The sequence below is a fragment of the Desulfurococcus sp. genome (assembly GCF_038881575.1).
In the GTDB taxonomy this organism is placed as follows: Archaea; Thermoproteota; Thermoprotei_A; order Sulfolobales; family Desulfurococcaceae; genus Desulfurococcus.
In genome coordinates, this window is sequence record NZ_JAVZPN010000002.1 from 266,450 (window position 1) to 286,605 (window position 20,156).

Sequence of the window (20,156 nt, forward strand, 5' to 3'; positions counted from 1 at the left end):
GCTACCACCCGTGGAGGAAGCCTTCGAAGCTCGACTCGCCTCGGAGGAACGAGGCCAGCTTCAACGCGGCTTTCTTCATGGCCTGCCTGAGGGTTATAGGGGTTTCATCAACGTACCTCGTCTTCGTGTTTTCGAGGGTTTTCAGGATCGATTCAACTATCCTGGCTCTAGACTCGTAGTCTAGTAACCCGTTTAAAACCCTCGGCTTCCACCCATGTCTATACATTGCCAACAGTGTTGAATCCGCTATGAATCTAAACATCTCTATGAAGTCGAATACTAGAACAGGCTTACCAGACCTATCCGTGTGCATGAAGCCAGCGTAAGGGTCTAGGCCAGCTAGCACAAGCGCCTTCCATGACTCGCCGTAGAGTATCCCGTAGGCGTAGTTGAGCGACGTGTTCACTGGGTCTCCGCTATCCTGGTCTCTCGAGTTGAAGCCCAGCTCCTTTGGTATTAAAAGGCTTAGAGAAGGCCAGTAGATGCGTGCTGCCTCGGCCTCCAGCTGCCTCAGCTTCTCTCTAGCCTCCTCGAATCCTGCTTCAAGCATTCTAGCTCTATGAGCCAGCTCTGTGATCTCCTTGTAGGCGTCTTTAAGCTCCCCTATCATAGTGTACATGTAATACCTCTTCAGCAAACCGGCTTGATTAGCTAGCTTAGAGTAGACTAGCTCCCTCATTACGTGGACTCCTCTCCAGCTCTCGTATGCAGCGTACTGTGCCCTTCTAGTCTCCACTGTCCTGCTTATGAATGGAGGGTAGAGCCTCCCGGCTGGATATCCTCTGTGGTCTAAGACCACGAAGTCTACTCCATACTCGGTCATCTTCCTAATTAATTTGCTTGAGAACCATACTCCTCCAGTCTCGACGACAACCTGCTCTAGGTCTGCTAACGGAACCTCCTTCTTCTCACTCTTGGACTCGATTAGTATCAGGCCCTTCCTATACCTTAGTCTAACCCCGTAGCCTGAGATGATGAGCGTCTTCATTTGTTGCACACCTTGTAGAATGGGCACGAGGTATTACATGCTGAGTCTCTCGGGGGCTCTCTATCTTCTATCAGCATATCTATTATCTCGTCTCTCTCCTCGATGAAATGCCTCCTCAGGTAGCTGTTGATGTAGATCGGCTTGACGTTGATCTTAATGTTTTCGGCAGAGCCTTGTATATAGATTAGTATCCCGTAGTCGTATGGTACTTCATACTCCGCCTCGAGTGCTAGAGCGTAGCCCGCTAGGCTGAGCTTGTGGAATTCCCTGTGAGCCCCGTATTTTATGTCTACGATGACTCCTCCTTCAGCCACCAGGTCTGCTGAGAGGTTTGAAGCTAGGCCGAGGTTTGACCCGTCTACCCTGTACTCTGAGATCGCTAGTGGTGGCCGCCTCGAGCCGTATAGTGCTTCTTCATATGCTGCCTCCCCGAGTATTGAGAGTAGGGTGGATTTGTATATTTTCTCGACGAGCCTGGCGTTCTCTCTAGAGCCTCCTGTGTCTATCCTCCTCCACTTCTCTTTAGCAACCTCGTAGACGCTCCAAACGTCCAGCCCGTTGCTGAGGTATCTGCCGGCTTCTCTCAACGCTGTGGTGATTGCTTCGTGAACCATTCTTCCTTTAGCCATAGACTCGCTCGGCTCTACTGAGACCCCCATCTTCCTCCTTAGCCATAGGTCTCTCCTTGTTCCACAGTATTTTGAAGCCACCTCCCATACTCCTAGGTCGAGGTATGCTCTAGGCTTGAGGGGTGGTTTATCCCAGTTCCAGCCTCTCAGCTCCTCGTCTACGGGGTCTGCTCTGGACCAGGCGTAGATCCTCCTCACTAGTCTAAGCATGAGTCTTCTGCTCAGCAATCTTCTCCACCGTGATCACCTCTGGGCATCCAGGTATTTATTAATAGGGGCCTTCACGATTCTGGGATTCCCAGGCTTCTAATGGGATTTTTGCCTAAGAATAGAGTGCTATGGCTACCGGGGTGGGTTCAACTCCTTCGCTCCTCCCCTTCTTCGCCACCAGTCCCTTGTTCCTGAGCTTCGTGAGGGTGTTCCTCACGGTTTTCTCTTTGACTCCCAGCTCTCTGGCTAGTTCTACTACTGTGACTCCAGGCTTCTCGAGGGTAAGCTTCAATACCCTCTGCTCTAGGTTCGTCAGCCTGCCTCGGTTCAAGAGGTTCTCGTAGAGGTAGTGGTCTATGAGAACTCTCTCCCCTCCCTCGCTCTCCGGCTCATAATATACTTTGAAAGGCCTCCCTGAGACTAGGACTGCGACTTCCAGCATGTGGCTGAGTATCCTTAGCCCGGCTCCGAGGAGGAGTATTGGCTCCCCTTCACGTTTAGCCAGCTCTCTCCTCACATCCGCTACAGACTCGTAGAACCTAGAGCAATCCACCTCCAGGAGATCCGGCTCCGGGAGGTCCTGCCTACTGCACGAGGCCTTCAAGCCATCGAAAGCCCTTCTAACACCACCTGTAAGAGGCTTACAGGAGACTACGAGGAGCTTGTCTAGCCTGGAAGCCCTTAACTGTATGAGTGCCCTGACCAAGATATCCTCGTGAAAGCCCAGGGGAGACAAGAAGACCCTAGGCATGGGCAATAACCTAGAATAAAATATCCCAGCCAAGCTTAAAAATCCCAAACATATCATGGGAACAAGAAGACACCAAAGCAAGGAGGCAGGGCGATCACACCTGTAAATCAAGACATCACAGAGTTTAAGAACCGGATCAACATAAATCAACCAGTGAGCCACAATCCCAAGACCCAAAGGGAATCCGCTGAACCAATAGACGAGGCACGATCACTGATCAACCCCACATAACAGCCATGAACCCACACCAGCACAAAATATTTAAAAACCCAGACGCTAAAAGAATAAACATGAATACATCAAAGATCAAGAACAGAATACAATAGAAAGAATTGAAAGGCGACTATCTCGGTAGCTCGTATATACAGCCGCGCTCTAAGCAGAATACAATAGAAAGAATTGAAAGCTCACTGCGGGGGTTTCTGAAGCCTAGCGGGCGTTATCTGACGAATACAATAGAAAGAATTGAAAGAATGTTCTTAACGACCAAACCTGCCACACTTGCCGCTAACTGGAATACAATAGAAAGAATTGAAAGTGCAGATCACTCATCTATCAGTGCACGCTTTCTCGTAGCCCAATCTCCGAATACAATAGAAAGAATTGAAAGGCGGTGCGCGGCGTCTGTGTTTATAAGTCTCCGCGGGTATAATTTGAATACAATAGAAAGAATTGAAAGAATAGAGTACGCCTTCGGGCTTCGAGGCTCAAGAAAGAACTAGAATACAATAGAAAGAATTGAAAGTGAGGTGATCGCATGAAGCTGGAGGCACTGCAGAAGTATAGCGAATACAATAGAAAGAATTGAAAGGCATAGATGTAGAATGTCTTTATAATGCGGGTATTCAGCACGTAGAATACAATAGAAAGAATTGAAAGGAGCTTAGATAATCCAAACCCCTTGAAGCCGTGGTTTCTTGCAGAATACAATAGAAAGAATTGAAAGCTAGGTGAAAACAGGATCTCGATAACAGCAACGCTACTCAGAGAGAGAATACAATAGAAAGAATTGAAAGAAGACCCGCCTGAGTGCTGTAGTCTACAGCTACAAGAAGGCGGGGAATACAATAGAAAGAATTGAAAGACAGTGTATCCCAGTTCTATCGCTTCGCTAAAGGTGTGTACATCGAATACAATAGAAAGAATTGAAAGAGTGCACCGAGTACATCGAGTGCACCGCCTCCACCGCTGACACGAATACAATAGAAAGAATTGAAAGGTTTTTTACATGTGTCAAAAGCCCCTTATAAACTTTTCGCCCCGAATACAATAGAAAGAATTGAAAGACGGATAAATCGTTTCGCATCAGCAGATCTATATAACAAACTAGGAATACAATAGAAAGAATTGAAAGGATTCCTCGCCCTCTCGAGGTCTTTCTCATCCGCGACCAGAATACAATAGAAAGAATTGAAAGCAAGCATGTGGCTCCGAGCGAAGAAGGCTACGGGATAGCTAGAAGGAATACAATAGAAAGAATTGAAAGATACACTCTGTAGCTGTTGGCGTGGCACGTTTTCTCCCACAGCGGAATACAATAGAAAGAATTGAAAGGTGTTATTTCTTCGAGTTTGTTTAGGTGTTTTTGATTATCTTGGGGAATACAATAGAAAGAATTGAAAGGGTTTTACTCTCTGCATTGTGAATGACTCGAAGAAGCTGCGGAATACAATAGAAAGAATTGAAAGTACACGCCTTACACGCCTTACGCCCTTACACGCCTTACATGGGAATACAATAGAAAGAAGAAAGAATTGAAAGTGTTTTCTCTTCTGCCTGTGCTTGTGCCCCCATGCTTAGAATACAATAGAAAGAATTGAAAGCTATTTTACTAGTTCAATTGCGTAATGGCTCACGGATTAGTGAGGGAATACAATAGAAAGAATTGAAAGAGCCTCGGAACTGTGTCGACGCTAGCACCTGTTTTCTCATACCGAATACAATAGAAAGAATTGAAAGCTTAGCCCTCCATATCTCGTATAATGCGAAAAGCTCCAGCGGTGAATACAATAGAAAGAATTGAAAGGCAACCTCGTGGAGCTCGTGGCGTTCTGTGCTGAGAAGCGGATGAATACAATAGAAAGAATTGAAAGGTACACGACTCCGGGCAACGCAGTCATATCCCTGCTGGTGAGGAAGAATACAATAGAAAGAATTGAAAGTATCTTCCCCCGTGGAAACGGGAAATCACCCTTCTTGAAGTAAGAATACAATAGAAAGAATTGAAAGCAGCCAAGCACCGCGGCGCGTCGGTGGAAACGGGGGTTTCGAATACAATAGAAAGAATTGAAAGCCTCTTTACGCTTCTTTCTCGTTTTCACGTAGATCTCGGTTTTAGAATACAATAGAAAGAATTGAAAGAAATATAGTGATGTACGCGGCATAGTATCAGAGTCCACGTGAATACAATAGAAAGAATTGAAAGGGATATTTGCAGAACATTCATTGAGAACTCGTGTAGAAACCAGAATACAATAGAAAGAATTGAAAGCTTGATCCCCGTATGGTAGAGGAGCCACCACGTACCTCTTGGAATACAATAGAAAGAATTGAAAGCGCTTGAGAGAGTCTTGCCTGCGTCCTGGAGGGCATTCTTCAGGAATACAATAGAAAGAATTGAAAGGCACCCAAGCCAACAGTATCAACTGCAACCACCTCGGGATGAATACAATAGAAAGAATTGAAAGGACCAATCATTCTCGACGCAAAGCCGATCACTGCCTCACTACTGGAATACAATAGAAAGAATTGAAAGATATGTCGGGCCTCGGGTGCCTCCTATTCGATTTGAGCCTCACATCAGAATACAATAGAAAGAATTGAAAGTGTAATCATAGCTGAGTAAGCACTTAGCTTGACAGCATCATTGAGAATACAATAGAAAGAATTGAAAGAACACGCCTACTACACTGCTTAGTGCAACCAGCTTGTCTCCTAGAATACAATAGAAAGAATTGAAAGAGTATATCCAGCATGCTCCCACTCATCCGCGTGTGTAGTGATAGAATACAATAGAAAGAATTGAAAGATGCAGGAAGATGTAGCGTTAGCCATCGCCACGCAGATACTGGAATACAATAGAAAGAATTGAAAGCCAAGCATAGCGTCAGGCTCAGCATTGAATCATTGAGGAAGCAGTGAATACAATAGAAAGAATTGAAAGCACTCAGCGAGTGAAACCTGAACGCCAACACATAGTCCACTGCAGAATACAATAGAAAGAATTGAAAGGTCAAAGAACCCTTTCACCGAGTCTGCAACCGTATTGCCAATGGAATACAATAGAAAGAATTGAAAGGCTTCTGTATTGCCTGCTGGTATGGGTTGTCGCCAGTTACCATGAATACAATAGAAAGAATTGAAAGTATCGTCGTGTACGCCTCGTCACGTGGCACACCAATCCCCCATTTGCGAATACAATAGAAAGAATTGAAAGTACTGCTCGTAGCTGTGAATGACAAGCATTATCACATCATCGTGAATACAATAGAAAGAATTGAAAGGATCTTTTTCGCTTCTACCAGTGATCATGAATGAAAAGTCATCAGAATACAATAGAAAGAATTGAAAGTTAATTTCTCATTATTATTCCCGTATACTGTGCCAAAGTTTGAATACAATAGAAAGAATTGAAAGGGTTGCTGGAGTAACACCATACGGCTTAGAGAAGGAGATTTCAGGAATACAATAGAAAGAATTGAAAGCTGGTTTCCGATCTGTAACATAAAAAATAACAATTTTTCATTAAGAATACAATAGAAAGAATTGAAAGTAAACGCCTTCAATATTGCATCGTGCACTATCTCGCCAACTGAATACAAAGATGTAGACCTGGAGAATATATGAGACTCCTCTTCTAATTTCATTGTCTTCCAGGAAATAGGGTAGAGCACGCGTAGAAGCCTCATACGACTAGTCCTCGTGCTTTCACCGTTCTCTCTGCCCCTGTGTAGTCGTGGCTGGTCAGTAGGCTCTGTGGTATTGTCCCACCGGGCTTTACAGCAATTCCCTGCTCAGACAGCTTCTTCGCTATATAAAACGGTATCCTCAGGTAGTTGCCTGGTTCTCCCTCTACGTAGACGGTGATGTCGAAGCTACCCCTGGTGTTGTACGAATCCTTTGACAGCGCCAGCAGATACTCCATCATTGTGCCCTCTAGGTGGAAGAGCGAGTGGAAGGAGACTGCCAGCAACTTTGAGTACGGCGAGTCGTATGCGTCTAGCAGGGAGGGAGCCGATAGCTGGTCCCCAGTATACTTTTCGTCTATCTTCTTGAGCTTCCACCTCACATTCCCCCACAAGCACTCTCCGCCAACCACCTTCAACACGCTCCTGACCTCATCTAGGTACTCGCGGGGTGCCAGAATTTCCCACGTTGCTTCGTCAACCCCGACCACCACAACCTTCGCATCCGGCTTGGTGTAGTGCCTGTTTATCCTGCCAAGCGTCTGCTCTAGGCTCCTGTAGGGCGTCAGCTCCAGGACTCCGGCGTCAAAGTCTAGGTCAACTCCTGCCTCAATAGCTGGCGTGGCTACTAGAATTACCTTCTTCCCGCTCTCCATGTCCTCCTTGACCGCCCTGAACACCTCAGCCCTGTCCCTTACGGGCATCCTCCCATGTAGTATCCCAATCGAGTAGTCGCTGAAGACGCCTCTCCACTTCAGGAGCTCACTGTAAACACTGTACGCTGTCTTCGGCGTTATTGTCCTCACTAGTATTGTCTTAAACTCATGTCCAACAAGCTTTAGTGTGTACCGAGCAATTTCCTTGTACCCTTTCCTGTCCAAGTGTAGCTCTAGCTCTGCCTTACGCGTCTTCTTCTCCCTCGGGGGTGCAACCAGCTCCTTTATGGGAACCCTGTTCCTCTCGGCGAGGAGCTTCATGTGGCTCTTCAGCTGCTCAGGGAGCGTTGCAGACGCTATCACCACGGGTGAGTATAGTGATATGGAGAGCGCCTCGTGGAGCACTGTTACAAGGGGGTTCATGACCTCAGTCGAGTAGCTGTGCCCCTCGTCGAAGAAGACTATTGGTGTTCCAAGCCTCACCAGCGTAGCGTAGAGGGATGCCTTCCGCTTGGGACCCACGGACAGGAGCCTGTAGAGCATCTCATCCATTGTTGTAACGAGGACGTCCACCCCAAACGGCTTCCTAGTAACAACCTGCCGCTCACCAGCCTCAGTAATCTCGTAGACGACGTGCTCGCCACCGTAGTCTAGTCCCAGCGTGTACGGCGTGTGAAGAGCCCTGCTCAGCCTTCCCAGCATCTTCCTAAACCTGTCGGCCATGTCCTCGACGAGGGCTCTGAACGGCTCGACGACAATCAATTGCCGCGCCCTATAGAGCGCTGGTACCGCGACGGCCTCAGTCTTGCCGGCACCCGTCTCAGCAGAGAGGAAGAAAATGCCTCTCCCCATTCCCAGTATCTCCTTGGCTACGCTCACCTGCCAGGGGTAGGGCTCCCTGAAACCAGTGGCGACAGCGAAGAACCTCCTAAACCCTTCTTCATCAATTGGGTTATGCATCATGGTCTCAACCCCTGTATCAGGCCACGTTTATGCAGTAAAACCAGGTTGACTGTGAAGCTCCTAGGCGGGGACGATGCAGGCGTGAATCCTTTCTCGTCGAAGACGCCCTCCACAACTTGGTACTCCAGCCTCAGCGTGCTCCCCCCTGAGAAGAGCCTAGGACTCACCGCCTGCTCAAGCCCGTGCACTACCACCCTGACATCGAGCTCTCCCTCGCTGCGTGGCGTCACAGCTATGGAGAGCGGTATATGCGGCTCAGCGTGCTCAAGTGACTCCGTGTCAATGACGTCCACGTCTGGAGTGAACGAACCAGCCGCTGTTTTCAATAGAAGCTGCTCTATGTAGCCGGCCACCATGTCCGCGACATGTAGCTTTACAACTCCATCTAGAACCCTTGTCCTCAGTTCCTTGAGGGCCAGTTGCACGCTGTTTCTAGTGAGGTATGCCTTGACCAGCGCTAACGTGTGTATGAAGGTGTCCACGTCCCGGATGTTCAGGAAGTGGTGGAGCCTTGCCACGCCAGTAGCAAGAGCCACTTCAACCGGCTCCCTTGCTTCCTCCTCAAAGTCCGTGAAGCCTAGCTTATATGGGTGTCCCCGGAAGCCAACGGTGTAGCTGTTGCCCTCCTCTTCAACTCTCATAGTGGCTGGCTTGTACTTGTCGTGAAGCCTAGCTGAAATCGGGAGGTATCGCTCCTCATCGCCCGCGAGCTCGAAGAGGTGAACTAGGATGCTCTCAACAGCTTCCGTGTGCTGTTCGAGGGGTACGGCGAAGCCGGCATACTCGCCTTCCTTTAGCTTCTGGGTTATGAGTCCCCTGCCAACATTCATGCAACCACCACCCTAGGGTCCAAGATAGTTCAGCCACTCCCTGTCAACAGCGTAGACGTGCCCATTCCTATCCTCGAAAAACAGTAGCCTATCCCTGTCTAGGAGTGGCTCTGTGGTCGCGTAGAGATAGGCGTTAACCACTAATGCATCCCTCCTCTCTCCGCGTACAGCATCCAAGTCAAGTACGCTACTCGCAAAAGCATAGGTTGGCTTTGTCGGCCTCCTCAGGAATGGGACCGCGTAGTCTACTTGGCTAGGCTCCTCTGCCATCTCCTCCAATAACTCCTCGGTTTTAACAGCCACGAGCGTCTTGAGCCTAGACTTAGCGATGAACCACCCTTCCTGCAGTCTCCTCAGCCCTTCTTCGGCTGCGGGATCATCCACTAGGATGAAGCCGTAGATATCCTCCAGAACGAACACGTGCTTAACTTTGACAACGTCATAAATCTGGTACCTAACCTCCCTCTTCTTCTCCTCTCCTTCCCCGGACTTCTTCCCCATTTCATATAGTCTTGCACCATCCATTACCGAGTAGTGCCAGGTCTTAATGCCGACTACTATGGGGGCACGAAGGTGCTCGTCGGCGTTGTCAATATACTTTATCACATTCCAGTACTTCTCGGCAACACCCCTGCTACCCGGTTTGTGCCCCTTGAGGATGGAGACTGGGTAGGCCCCGTGGACGATAGCCCTGAAGTGGTGCTCGATGTAGGGTGGCCTGTACCCGGGTTTCTCCTCGACTTTACCGGCCTTAGTCCACTCAACACCCAGAAGCCTTGAACCGCTTCTCACCAGCTTTGCAAGCAGCCCCTCTCCTATAGCGCATGGAATGTAGTCTCCGTATAACGCCTTAGAGTTGAAGGCGAATAAGAGCCCCCTGAACATGAGACCCGAGAATGTCGAGGGCGGGATATGCTCGTGGACGATACTCCAGTGGGATGTCACGGATGAAAAAGGGAGGAAGGATGGCGATAAAAACAGTGCTCTTATTTTAACTAGCTTCAAGCCGGGCGCCCCTTTATGTGCTTGTCGATGTCTGTACGTACTGTTTCAGCTTTTCCACTCTTGGAATATTTAATTGCTCAATGTTAGCTAGGTATTTGTCAACGAACTCGTCCGCAAGCTTTTTGAGGAACTCGTACGCCGTGTCGCCCACTAGCCTGACCGGCGTTTTTGCACACGGCGACTCCTTCTCTCTAAAAGCGTCGAATACCTTCTCCGGCTCTGTCTCGTTGCATATGTTCTTTCCGTGCTTCAGTGCCTTCTCCCTGAATATGTTGAGCACCTCTACTGGCGACATGATGGCGGGAGATACTGTTACAGGCTCTAGCAGTAGCCATGGCCCAATGTCCACGACGATTGCCTTATCCCTCCTGTTGCCGTCGAGCCAGTACGCTTCGAGGATGCTTATAGACTTCGGGGTGCTGGCGCCGGCGAGTGCTAGGCCCTGCAGGAAGGCGTATGCCATTGCATGCGGCTCGTAATTCTCGACGCCCAGTAGCATTCCATGCCTAGTGACAGGTATCAGTAGGTGTGGTTCTGCATACTCCTTCATCCACAGTGTTTGAGCCGTCTCGTAGCCCTCGCCGCCTGCCTCCGGTTCTTCGCTCTTCCCTCCTTCCTTACTGGTTTTTGTAACGGCTTCGTATATGTTGTAATCCACCCTGTTCCTCTGCTTCCTCTCAAATGTGCTCTGAACAGCAACGCCCCCTCCATACCCTACTCTACCCCTGATGTAGGCGGTTGGTCTCGTCCATGTGGCACCCCACAGGAATGTCAGTATATCCCTGGGGTCTGGCACTCCATTAGAATACGTGTCCGTTACGTCGATGCCTAGGTTGAAGTACCTGTAGTATGGAACTAGACCGCTCCGTGTCTTCACTAGGGAGTACGCTATAGCTCTCCTCTCTATACCCCTCTGCTTTGTCGGGCTGTAGTACGGCTTGACTACGCGCTTCTGGATTACCCTGCCGCCCTCTTCGACCTCTATGTCCAGCACGACTTTTTCGAGCACGTTCAGGTTCTTCTCGCTGTGGCTACCGAAGTACAGCTCCTGCGGTGCCTCTAGGATGGCGTATATAGCCATGTTGACCATTGTGCTTGCAGAGAATATTGCGTCCTCTGCTAGCCGTACTATGTCTGCTGTGAGTTGCTCCTTCTTCTCTCCACTACTCTTCCTGGGCATCCCGCATCACCCTCTACCCCAGCTCGATTTCAGGTCTTAGGACTACTAGGTACGTGTAGGCGTCCTCGTATATCTTGTTGGTGAACTCCTCCTCAATCCTTATCTCGGCGAGCGGTATGCTTTTTACGTCTACTTTGAAGATGTCGTTGCTTTGCTCGTACTTGAACCCGTATTTTTCAAGCACCTCCTTTATATGGTCTCTCTCCTCACCCGTTGCTGGTACCGGTAATTGTATAATGTCTATGCCCCCGGCTGACACCGCATATGCTATGGCCTTCGATAGTCCCGCCCTCCTTAGTGTGTCGGCGAACCTTCTCTTCACGTAGTCCTTGTTCTCTACTGGGGACTTCTCATCTATCATGTATACTACTGATTCAGCTAGCTTTGCCAGCGCGTAGGCTACCCTCTTATCTTCTTCCTGCATATATAGGTTTGAGGTTATATATTTGGATACGTAACTCATGTCTAACCCCCCACCCTTTTCAAATTGCTTCAGGATGTGGAGGAGAACCCTAACCGATTCGGTGAGGGAGGGCGCGAAAACGTAGGAGACGAGGAGAGACTGTGTCTGCGGGTCTTCAAACGGCTTTCTCCCCGCGACTGCGTAGAGGAGGGCTATTCTCTCAACGGCCTCTTCATCGAGGCCCTCCACCTTGACCCTCACCCTTTCATCGCCAAAGAGGCTGTTGAATACTAGTGCCTCGCCACGGCTAATGTTCTCCAGCTTGCTGAAGACCATGAGTATAGCCTTCAGCGTTTCAGTGTCAGCCCGGCGGGCAAGCTTATCGGAGAACCTAGCGAGATAGCCGTTCAGCTCGAAGAGCACATCCTTCTTGCTGTTGAGCCTGTGGAACAGCGTGACAAGCATGCAACGCAGGCATATCTGTGCATCTCCAGATATCTTAGTGTACGTTTCATGTGAGAGCCTAGTCCTACCGGTTCCCAGCTTACCCGTGGCCGGGTAGAGGTGTTTACTTACTCCACCACAGTATATGCACCTATCTTTTTCAACTTCCTTCACATCCCCGCTAACAGTCGCATCTATGTTGCTGAGCTCTCCGGCAATCTCTTCGTCGCTGAGTAGACGTACATCTCCTTCCTTGTTGACCAGAACAATATCTTTCAAGCCGGCTTGGTTCTGCTTAAGCTCATTCTCCATCTTGCTGAGCTTCTTCTGGAGTTCTTCCTGGGTCTGAATCTTGTAACCACTCCTCAGAGTCTCAATGTAGTTACCAACATGGTGTGCGGCAAGGACAACGGTGGAGAGCCCTGTGGGTGAACTGTCGGGCTCGCCTCGTCTGTAGTAGAATACCGGGAGTATGTCGTTAATGTCAGCGTTTTCGATGAGTTTTCTGAGCTTCGGTGCTAAGTACTCTTTCACAAAGTTCTTGTACTCTGAGTAGACGTCATCTAATTCCATGAAGCCGTTGAGGAGCAGTGTGCCGCTTGCCGGGTCGTAGCCTGCTACCACTACGCCCTTCTTGAGGAAGAGGTACTGCCCGAACTTGTACGCCAAATACCTGTACGCTGTGGCCAATTCCTCGTTGCCAATCCTTATCTTGAAGAAGGGGACTTCAACCCTCTGTGCATCACCGGCTACATATACTGGGACACCGTAGACTGTGGCGAGGCTCATCGGGCCTCCTCCTTATATACTTTTCTTTGGGAAACATATAAAACTTCACGGTTTTGTGGTGTCACAAGTAGTGTAGGGATGGGGCAATGGTTCTAAGGAGTTTCGCCATCTCCAGGCTCATGTACACCCATTCACAGGACTTCTCGGGGCCCTTCAACCCCATGTAGTACCTGCAGAATCCTTTCTTCTCGAAGTAGGTAAGCCTCGTGATCTCCAAGTATGCCCCTAGTAATTTAATATCCTCGTCAGGACTCTATTCCTCAACCGTCTTTACGTAAGCCCTATCATCTTGGCAGTAGATTCTCCTAGGCTTAGAGCAAAAGTTAGGGAGCGCCTGAAGAAGCTCTTCAAGTTCAAGCAGTAGCAGGATATATAGCAGGGCGGTAGACAGCACTCCACGCTCTCCACAAACACTGCTTTCACACCGTGTCGGGGTAATCAACTCCTTTCAAGGCTGTTTGTATCACTCATGTTGGTTAACGTTACCTTAAACCCGTGCTTCACGGTTTACAGTACCACTGTCGATATACTTCCTCCTCTCTCCGATTACCGGGTTCTCGAAGTCTACGCTACAGTGGTAATCATACCTAGGTAGCTTAGCAAGGACTTCGCGTTGTCCCCTTGGCCAGCCAGGAGGGCTCCCTATCATGCCGGCTGCAAAAGGGATTCCATGCTGGAGACCCCTTAGATGCCGGGCGGGCTTCCCTGGGGAAACCGCCTATAAATCCCGGGGGATATCATCAAATAATCCCTGGAGGCGTATACTTTTTATACCTGAGACTCCCGGAAACCCCTGGTCCGTGTCGGAGGCCCCTGGCGATGTGGTCTAGGATTTCTGGCGGGCTCCTAGGGGATTCCAGCATGGAATCGCACGGTATTATTTCATTGAAACCCCGGGGAAATCCAGCGGAGACTCTTAAGAAATCTGGCGGAGACCCCTAAGAAACCCGCTGGAGAGTCTGGTCTCCGGCATGAAATCCACCAAGAAGCCCAATGAAAACACAGGGGGATTACATAAGACACATCACCACCAGACGCCCAGCCCCATACAGCGTGCCAGGGCATAGTGGGGGCCGGGGGTCAGCTTATATACAAGGTTGCGGGGTAGAAATTACCATCTTTTTGAAAACCACCAGTACACGGCTGGTGGCAATGCGATTACTGGGACAGTAACGATAATCCACTGTAGTGCTCCATAGTTAGGGGGAGTGATATCGATCTCGTTCTTCCCATAATTTTCTAGGAACTTTACTTCGCCTTTCTTCTTAACGATAATGGATAATGGTATTTCCTCAGGTATTCTTTCTCTCAATTTGTCTATAATATCTTGGATCAGCTTAGTTGCATTAACATGCTTGCTTTCTGCGATGGCCTTTAACGCGTCTGAGTCAAGCTCTAAGATAGCATATATTCTAAACGCTGGAATCCATCCACCTATGCCGGTCACAACACTTGTCAAACCGTTTTCCTCAACAATCTTCTTGGCTTCTGAAGCTATCAGTGATTCATTATATTCCCCGTTAAAGAACCCTTCAAAGGGGCTCATCTCAATGATCTCTACTTTCCCATTATACTTCCCCGATACCTCCCTACCAATGGCGACGAGTTCGTCAAGCCCCGCATTTGTATTCGCTATAACTATTAGAATCGTGCCGTCGTATTCCCCTACTCCTTTAACTATTGGATAACCTGTTTTCTCGTTGAAGAGGTTAGCGATTTGCTCTTCTCTCCAAGTATCTGCTTTTGCAGTGCTTAAGTTTAATTCATACGGGTTTACTGGTAGATACTTATAGGTTATATTGTATAGTTCGGGGATTCTATCTTCACCCTCGATAATATAGTTACTTGTGATGTAGACATACACGTTTCTATAAGTGTAGTTGAAGAAGCCTTCGTCGAACGCGTATATTACCACACTATTCTCGGAGTAAATAACAACGGGGCCGTACTTATTAATCACCGAAGCAATGCATGTATAGTTTGAGCTGGCAGTTAATGCTGGAACCAATAATATGGCTGCAATAATTAGTAAAGGAATTATACCCTTCTTCACAGGTTACTCCCGCGGAATATTATGGCAACACCAACTTATTATACTTTTTACAACTGAAAGCCCCGCATTTCAGAGCGGGGAGGAGGTAACAAGATTATAGTGCTTGCGTTGCTTAGCTACAGCATCTCAGCCGGCTTAGCTGCGAGTAGGGCGAAAACAGCTATACCTATGGCTATGAGCGTTCTCCCAATATACCTCAAGCTCATATATGCAGACGAGGCAAGCAAGTCGAGGACATGCACAGCACGTAGAGCACATGTAGAGCGGGAGAAAGTGTTTAAGGATTGTCGAAGCATCGCAGGCGTGGTGAAATACTTGATGCAGGCCCTTGTAGAAACACCCATCACGCTCCCAAAGAAGGCATCCATAGCTTTGGACCTGCCCTATGTGGGGCAGGGGCTAAAAGAGGGTGATGTTAGGTTATGTCAGCTGTTTTTCTACTTTTTCGAGGCGGCCAGCCCTCAACTCTATATGTACGTGTGCAATGCTCTTTAGTTCAAGATCGTGTGTGGCTATTATAATAATTTTCTTTTTATCGCGTTCCCAGAGCTCAAGTATCATATCTTTGACTACATTAACACTATCTGCATCCATGTGAGAAGTTGGTTCATCTAACAATACCAGCGATGAATTAACAGCCTTTAGGTAGGTTCTTATGAAGCTGATTTTTCGTTTCTCACCACCACTTAAGGCGGCCGGATAGCGGCTGGCAAGCGACCCTACCCCTAGTTTCTTCATGAGTGCCACTACTTCACTCTCATCTATGGTCTTGAAAAAGAATTTCAAGTTCTCAACTACGTTCAGGTGGTCGAGGAAAATATCTTCCTGGAGCATATATGCTATCGTTTCTCTTCTTATACTCGCCCGAGTCTCTTCATCCAGTCCATAAAGATTGATTGCGTCATTAACGACCACTCTCCCCGTAGAAGGCTTCCGGATGCCGGCAACGACATCCAGTAATGTAGTCTTCCCGCCACCATTAGGCCCTACTAATATGTATATCCCTGGCTCGAAGACGAGTGACAGCGACTTTAATGCATCAACATTTCCAGGGTACCTTACAGTTACATTCTCGAGCTTTATGCTGGCGATTCTAGCTATAGGCGACTCCTTTTCACCCATACCTAACCACCCGACACGGTCTTAATCAGCCTAGTGGTTGTTTTCAAACAGAATGCTACACCAAGGACAAAAATGGATAGAGCAATAGATATGATTAAAAGCAAGGTAAAGGTATTCAATACGGGGAACAATACTGCTCTCCCAACACTATACATATACCCAACCACAATGGAGAACGCTATGACAGCACCAACTATATTGCCTAGAAGCTCTCCTCTAACAATATCCCTACCAGTAACCCCATGCGATATCAAGAGTTTTACTTTCTTCTGAATAACCATATTTATATCGTGATAGTAAAGGTAGCTGGCAAGCATCATCAACAGAAAACTCAATATGAAGAGTAGGGGTATAATGCTGGGTGTTACGCCACCAAGCTCCTCTGCAAAACTCTTCGCCAAAGCCCTATAGTCAACCACGAAACCCCCCTCAGGAATATGACGGGGGTTAACTACACCTATAATATCTACACGCCACGAAGATGAATTCGCACCCAGCTTTTCTTTGAAGTAGCTATCTCTAACAACGAAGGCATTATTATAGTAATCCACTACAGCAGTGTACGACTCTATCGATTCTCCCTCGGGGTTGTATCCTATTATCCATAGCGGAAAACCGGTATTAACAAGAGTTCCTTTCTCAACAATTATGTTGATTACCGGGTATTCCCACAGTAGAGATTCAATGGGAATCAGCGAGACATTTACATAATCTTTGCCATTTATAAGCTTGGATAGCTCGTCAGCATATGGCGAGTACCGGGATACAAATAAAAGGTAATTGTAGTCCTTATAGCCAAGTGAATACATTAATTCATCGGAAACAATGATTAGTGGGATCTTCATCTTAAAGGTCGTTTCAGCAACGAAGTGACCAGTACCTTTCTCTGTTTTTACCTGTATAAACTCTTTATCATCAATTCTTTGTATATGCAACTCTGTTGTGAGGTACCATTTACTAGACTCCAACTTCTCCTCTAAACTAGCAAGATCTCTCAGACTCGTATGGCTTGGTATAATCAGTACCCTGTCGATACCTTTGTCTAAAGGAAAGTAAAACCTGATCAACTCTTCCGAACCGATTGTGAGCGTATATGTACCGATAACAGGGGACAGGACAGAGAAAAATATTATCGTGGTTAAGAATGTTGCGCTCGCAGTGCTTGAAACCCTGGCAGTCCTGTATATGAGTCTACTGAAGAATCTATTGTCGTATACCAGTAGCAGGATGAACAGTAAAGCGAGATTTAATAGAATAGCGGCGCCGAATATCCTTCCAAAAACACCGGTTATATGGTATGATCTTAGTAAGAACACTAGGAAAAGTGGTACTGTAAACAGAAGGAACTTAATTTTAGTTGAAGAACCAGTTGCTCCATACTTTATTGTGTCAACTAATGCTTTATAGAGGAATAAATTGTATAGTATAATTGTCAAGGATATTGCTATTAATATGGGCAGGATAGCAGAGTCGTATCCGTAGAACACGATTGTTCTAAGCAACGTGTTATACGTGGCGAAAATCGATAAGATAGTGGCTGTCAACACTGTTATCGTAGAAAGCAATGCCTTCTTCTTAATGTGTTTTGGAGAATATCCCATACTTGAAATCAACCGTATGTACTTGTAGTAGCTTGGCAGCCACTTTGAGCGGTAAACCAGGTACGTATATGCGAGTACAGCTACAGAAAACGCTAAAAACACGATGGTGTAGACAGTAAGCATGGTCTGAAGAGATAATATATAAGACTGTAGCTTCTGCGATACACGGTCGATTATCACAGGGCTATATCCGTACCCGGCTATTATACGTGATGCGTTACTAAGGAATGATCTTATGGCTTCAGGATCAATTAGTATTTGCCCATTATTCGTATACGTTGAGAACGCAAACATGGACAAGTAAAGCACGGGTTTAGGTTCCCCACTATTTACAGCGGATACATCTAGCATTATTTGCCGATACAGCTCTGTAGCAGGCGCTGAAACTGGTAGAAACAAGTAGACATCCCTACGTCCATACAAAATACTCGAGAACATCTCCTTTAAATCATCAACGTTTGTTTTCACAACCATAACGCTCTGATTAGAAACACTCCCAGGTATCGAGAGCAAAGCTCTATAGACTTCAGTTCTATTCTCAGATTCGGATAAGTAGATCAAGTAGGATGTATTTTCATATCCATAGTGTTTCTCTATATAGTCTAGCCACGAGGGCTTTCCAAAGTTACCTAGCCATAAATGGAAGAACTGGTCTGGGAAGAGTACGAGTGAGCGCGAATCATTTACCTCCGCTTCAACGCCTACAAGCCAGCCTACGTAGCCGAAGAACAACATTCCTTTATTACCATATTCGCTTGCCAAAGAAACGATATCCTTAGACAAATTAGTGAACATGTTTTTCTCTATATCACCAGAATAACCTATTATCAAATGTATTTTTCGCGAAGAAAACAAGCTATTGTAATCTATAATAAAACTATTACAAAGATAGAAAACGCCTACATGCAATAAAATGATAAGAACTAACGGTAAAGCGGGGAAGAAGTAGTTGTATTTTTCAATATTCATTGTGAACCCCTCCAAACTCCCGGTGCAACAGTAATTACGCCATCTCCGTCTGCGATATTGTCACCTAGAATGTATTGTATCTTCACATGCTTTATAGTTATCCACAATAACGTCATATCTGTCCAATAACTTATATCGTGACGTATCATATACTGTATCCTGGAAGCCCTGTTATCATATAGATAAGAGTTCTTCATTAATGGAACTATTGCGGCAGTCATCTTCCATTCACCTCCCCATTCCCATCTAAACCACGATCTATAGTCTGCCCTGGCTGTTGATATTCGCAGCCATCCGTTTTCAATTGTCATATTTGTTACTGTGCTTGTTTCTGTTACATCATAGAACGTAACCGTAATTCCGCCTTGCTCATAATTCACTCCACCACTAACGGATAGTGAAAAACTAACACTCTTAGATGGCGCCTCGGCGTCAATGAGCCATCCATGGTAGTCAATGCTTAGGATATCCGAGCTGCTCATATCTCTATAATTCCATTTTACATAAACCGATACTTCATTAGGTGACAGCCATGGAGACGTCATAGGACTTCTAGCATACCAATAAGTCGATCCTTCCCAGTGTCCAACCTTATCTATGTATGAGGCCACAGGTGGTTGCATGATGAAGTTGTTGTAGTTTGGTTGGCCTGGTAGGTATGAATATATGATATACCCTGTTGTTGCTGCAGCAGAAATATACTGGGGTGTTTCAACCCTCTCTTGCAGTAGTGGTAAACCAGTTGAAACTACATAGAAGCTCTCAAATGTTAATGCTGAAGCTATTATTTCTGCTACGGAGACTACTATCACTAGTGTTACCATTCCAGCGAACAGATACTTTGACAAGTTCATAGCCTGTTACCCTTATTTCCGGTTAAAAACGGAATTCCTTGGCATATATATTTAAATTAATATTTTTTAGTTAAAACTTCATGCCTTGAGATATATCTATTTTAATACTTATGTAAAAACTGAATAGAATCATTAGAGCCAGCAACATAATACCCGGCTTATCCATACTAAGAAGACTCTAAAACACTGGAGCGCTATCTTTAAAATAAGATAACAATGATTAGCATCAACCTTTACAATTGAGGATTCCCCCATCTAGCTTGAAACACGGTGGTTTTGCGCCACGAGTTGATGAAAGCGAAACTAAGTGCATTGAATCACTTCTTAAGCTCAACAAGACACAAGTAGAAATAGCTAGTCCAAGTCCCACGGCGAGCATGGGAGGCAACGGGTTCCACCCTACGCCACAGGCCTGATCACACCTGTCAGTCAAGCCATTACAGAGTCCAGACATTGAAGCATAGTCAATAAAGCCAGGCAGGGTAATCCCAGGATCCAAAGGGAACAATACTAGACTACGTTAGCGGTGCGATCACTGATCAACCCCACATAACAGCCATGAGCCACAGGCGGAAGAGTAAACTTAAAAAACCCCAGACCCTAGAAAAATAAACATGAATACATCAAAGATCAAGAACAGAATACAATAGAAAGAATTGAAAGAAAAAGATTGTGTGTAAGAAATGTGGGTATGAATGGTACACGAGAATACAATAGAAAGAATTGAAAGTCGATCCCTCTAACGTTAGACTAGTCAAGGTCTTCACTATCACCACCTGCAGAAAGAGTAGTACCCAATACTTT

At 46.7% G+C, this 20,156-nt stretch carries 15 protein-coding genes and 2 CRISPR repeat arrays; all 15 genes read right to left on the minus strand.

The window, feature by feature from the left end; translation table 11 throughout:
* Position 1 precedes the first annotated feature (1 nt).
* The 15 genes from cas1 to QXV08_RS03335 all read right to left on the minus strand — a co-directional run bounded on the left by cas1 (position 2) and on the right by QXV08_RS03335 (position 19,352).
* Entirely contained in the window at positions 2–988 is a 987-nt protein-coding gene (cas1, locus tag QXV08_RS03265; protein ID WP_342784892.1) for a CRISPR-associated endonuclease Cas1, read from the minus strand.
* Positions 985–1,845, minus strand: a complete 861-nt coding sequence (gene cas4a, locus QXV08_RS03270; RefSeq protein ID WP_342784894.1) for a type I-A CRISPR-associated protein Cas4/Csa1 — start codon at positions 1,843–1,845, stop codon at positions 985–987. Before cas4a ends, cas1 begins: the two co-directional genes overlap by 4 nt.
* Before the next feature lie 94 nt (positions 1,846–1,939).
* Complete coding sequence (csa3, locus tag QXV08_RS03275) at positions 1,940–2,578, minus strand: CRISPR-associated CARF protein Csa3 (RefSeq protein ID WP_342784896.1); 639 nt, start codon at positions 2,576–2,578, stop codon at positions 1,940–1,942.
* A 315-nt stretch (positions 2,579–2,893) separates the two neighbouring features.
* Positions 2,894–4,267: direct repeats of the CRISPR family, unit length 24 nt; unit sequence GAATACAATAGAAAGAATTGAAAG.
* Positions 4,268–4,377: 110 nt separating this feature from the next.
* A CRISPR array of direct repeats spans positions 4,378–6,350; the repeat unit is 24 nt; unit sequence GAATACAATAGAAAGAATTGAAAG.
* Positions 6,351–6,482: 132 nt separating this feature from the next.
* A complete protein-coding gene (cas3, locus tag QXV08_RS03280; RefSeq protein ID WP_342783319.1) occupies positions 6,483–8,102 on the minus strand; it encodes a CRISPR-associated helicase Cas3' in 1,620 nt (539 codons plus the stop codon).
* Entirely contained in the window at positions 8,099–8,932 is an 834-nt protein-coding gene (locus tag QXV08_RS03285) for a hypothetical protein (protein WP_342783320.1), read from the minus strand. The genes cas3 and QXV08_RS03285 overlap by 4 nt, the downstream gene beginning before the upstream one ends.
* A gap of 12 nt (positions 8,933–8,944) precedes the next feature.
* Positions 8,945–9,937 (minus strand): hypothetical protein, encoded by a 993-nt coding sequence (locus QXV08_RS03290; RefSeq protein ID WP_342783321.1) that lies wholly within the window; start codon positions 9,935–9,937, stop codon positions 8,945–8,947.
* 13 nt (positions 9,938–9,950) lie between these two features.
* Positions 9,951–11,117 carry a hypothetical protein gene (locus tag QXV08_RS03295; protein WP_342783322.1) on the minus strand — a complete coding sequence of 389 codons (1,167 nt, stop codon included), beginning with the start codon at positions 11,115–11,117 and terminating at the stop codon, positions 9,951–9,953.
* A 13-nt stretch (positions 11,118–11,130) separates the two neighbouring features.
* On the minus strand, positions 11,131–12,753 hold the full coding sequence (locus QXV08_RS03300; protein ID WP_342783323.1) for a hypothetical protein: 1,623 nt from the start codon (positions 12,751–12,753) through the stop codon (positions 11,131–11,133).
* Between the two features lie 61 nt (positions 12,754–12,814).
* Positions 12,815–12,970, minus strand: coding sequence for a hypothetical protein (locus QXV08_RS03305; RefSeq protein ID WP_342783324.1), 156 nt, complete (start codon positions 12,968–12,970; stop codon positions 12,815–12,817).
* Between the two features lie 270 nt (positions 12,971–13,240).
* Complete coding sequence (locus QXV08_RS03310; RefSeq protein WP_342783326.1) at positions 13,241–13,402, minus strand: hypothetical protein; 162 nt, start codon at positions 13,400–13,402, stop codon at positions 13,241–13,243.
* A 462-nt stretch (positions 13,403–13,864) separates the two neighbouring features.
* Entirely contained in the window at positions 13,865–14,806 is a 942-nt protein-coding gene (locus QXV08_RS03315) for a hypothetical protein (protein ID WP_342783327.1), read from the minus strand.
* 116 nt (positions 14,807–14,922) lie between these two features.
* Positions 14,923–15,174, minus strand: a complete 252-nt coding sequence (locus tag QXV08_RS03320) for a hypothetical protein (RefSeq protein WP_342783328.1) — start codon at positions 15,172–15,174, stop codon at positions 14,923–14,925.
* Positions 15,175–15,226: 52 nt separating this feature from the next.
* Positions 15,227–15,928, minus strand: a complete 702-nt coding sequence (locus QXV08_RS03325) for an ABC transporter ATP-binding protein (protein WP_342783329.1) — start codon at positions 15,926–15,928, stop codon at positions 15,227–15,229.
* Between the two features lie 2 nt (positions 15,929–15,930).
* Positions 15,931–18,312 (minus strand): hypothetical protein, encoded by a 2,382-nt coding sequence (locus QXV08_RS03330; protein WP_342783330.1) that lies wholly within the window; start codon positions 18,310–18,312, stop codon positions 15,931–15,933.
* A 182-nt stretch (positions 18,313–18,494) separates the two neighbouring features.
* Positions 18,495–19,352: a hypothetical protein gene (locus QXV08_RS03335; RefSeq protein ID WP_342784891.1), complete on the minus strand. Its 858-nt coding sequence runs from the start codon at positions 19,350–19,352 to the stop codon at positions 18,495–18,497.
* Positions 19,353–20,156: the final 804 nt, after the last annotated feature.

Coding starts and splice junctions, on each gene's coding strand:
- cas1 (WP_342784892.1), bottom strand. CDS start 988: ATGAAGACGCTCATCATCTCAGGCTACGGGGTTAGACTAAGGTATAGG.
- csa3 (WP_342784896.1), bottom strand. CDS start 2,578: ATGCCTAGGGTCTTCTTGTCTCCCCTGGGCTTTCACGAGGATATCTTG.
- cas3 (WP_342783319.1), bottom strand. CDS start 8,102: ATGATGCATAACCCAATTGATGAAGAAGGGTTTAGGAGGTTCTTCGCT.
- QXV08_RS03285 (WP_342783320.1), bottom strand. CDS start 8,932: ATGAATGTTGGCAGGGGACTCATAACCCAGAAGCTAAAGGAAGGCGAG.
- QXV08_RS03295 (WP_342783322.1), bottom strand. CDS start 11,117: ATGCCCAGGAAGAGTAGTGGAGAGAAGAAGGAGCAACTCACAGCAGAC.
- QXV08_RS03300 (WP_342783323.1), bottom strand. CDS start 12,753: ATGAGCCTCGCCACAGTCTACGGTGTCCCAGTATATGTAGCCGGTGAT.
- QXV08_RS03310 (WP_342783326.1), bottom strand. CDS start 13,402: ATGATAGGGAGCCCTCCTGGCTGGCCAAGGGGACAACGCGAAGTCCTT.
- QXV08_RS03320 (WP_342783328.1), bottom strand. CDS start 15,174: ATGGATGCCTTCTTTGGGAGCGTGATGGGTGTTTCTACAAGGGCCTGC.
- QXV08_RS03325 (WP_342783329.1), bottom strand. CDS start 15,928: ATGGGTGAAAAGGAGTCGCCTATAGCTAGAATCGCCAGCATAAAGCTC.
- QXV08_RS03335 (WP_342784891.1), bottom strand. CDS start 19,352: ATGAACTTGTCAAAGTATCTGTTCGCTGGAATGGTAACACTAGTGATA.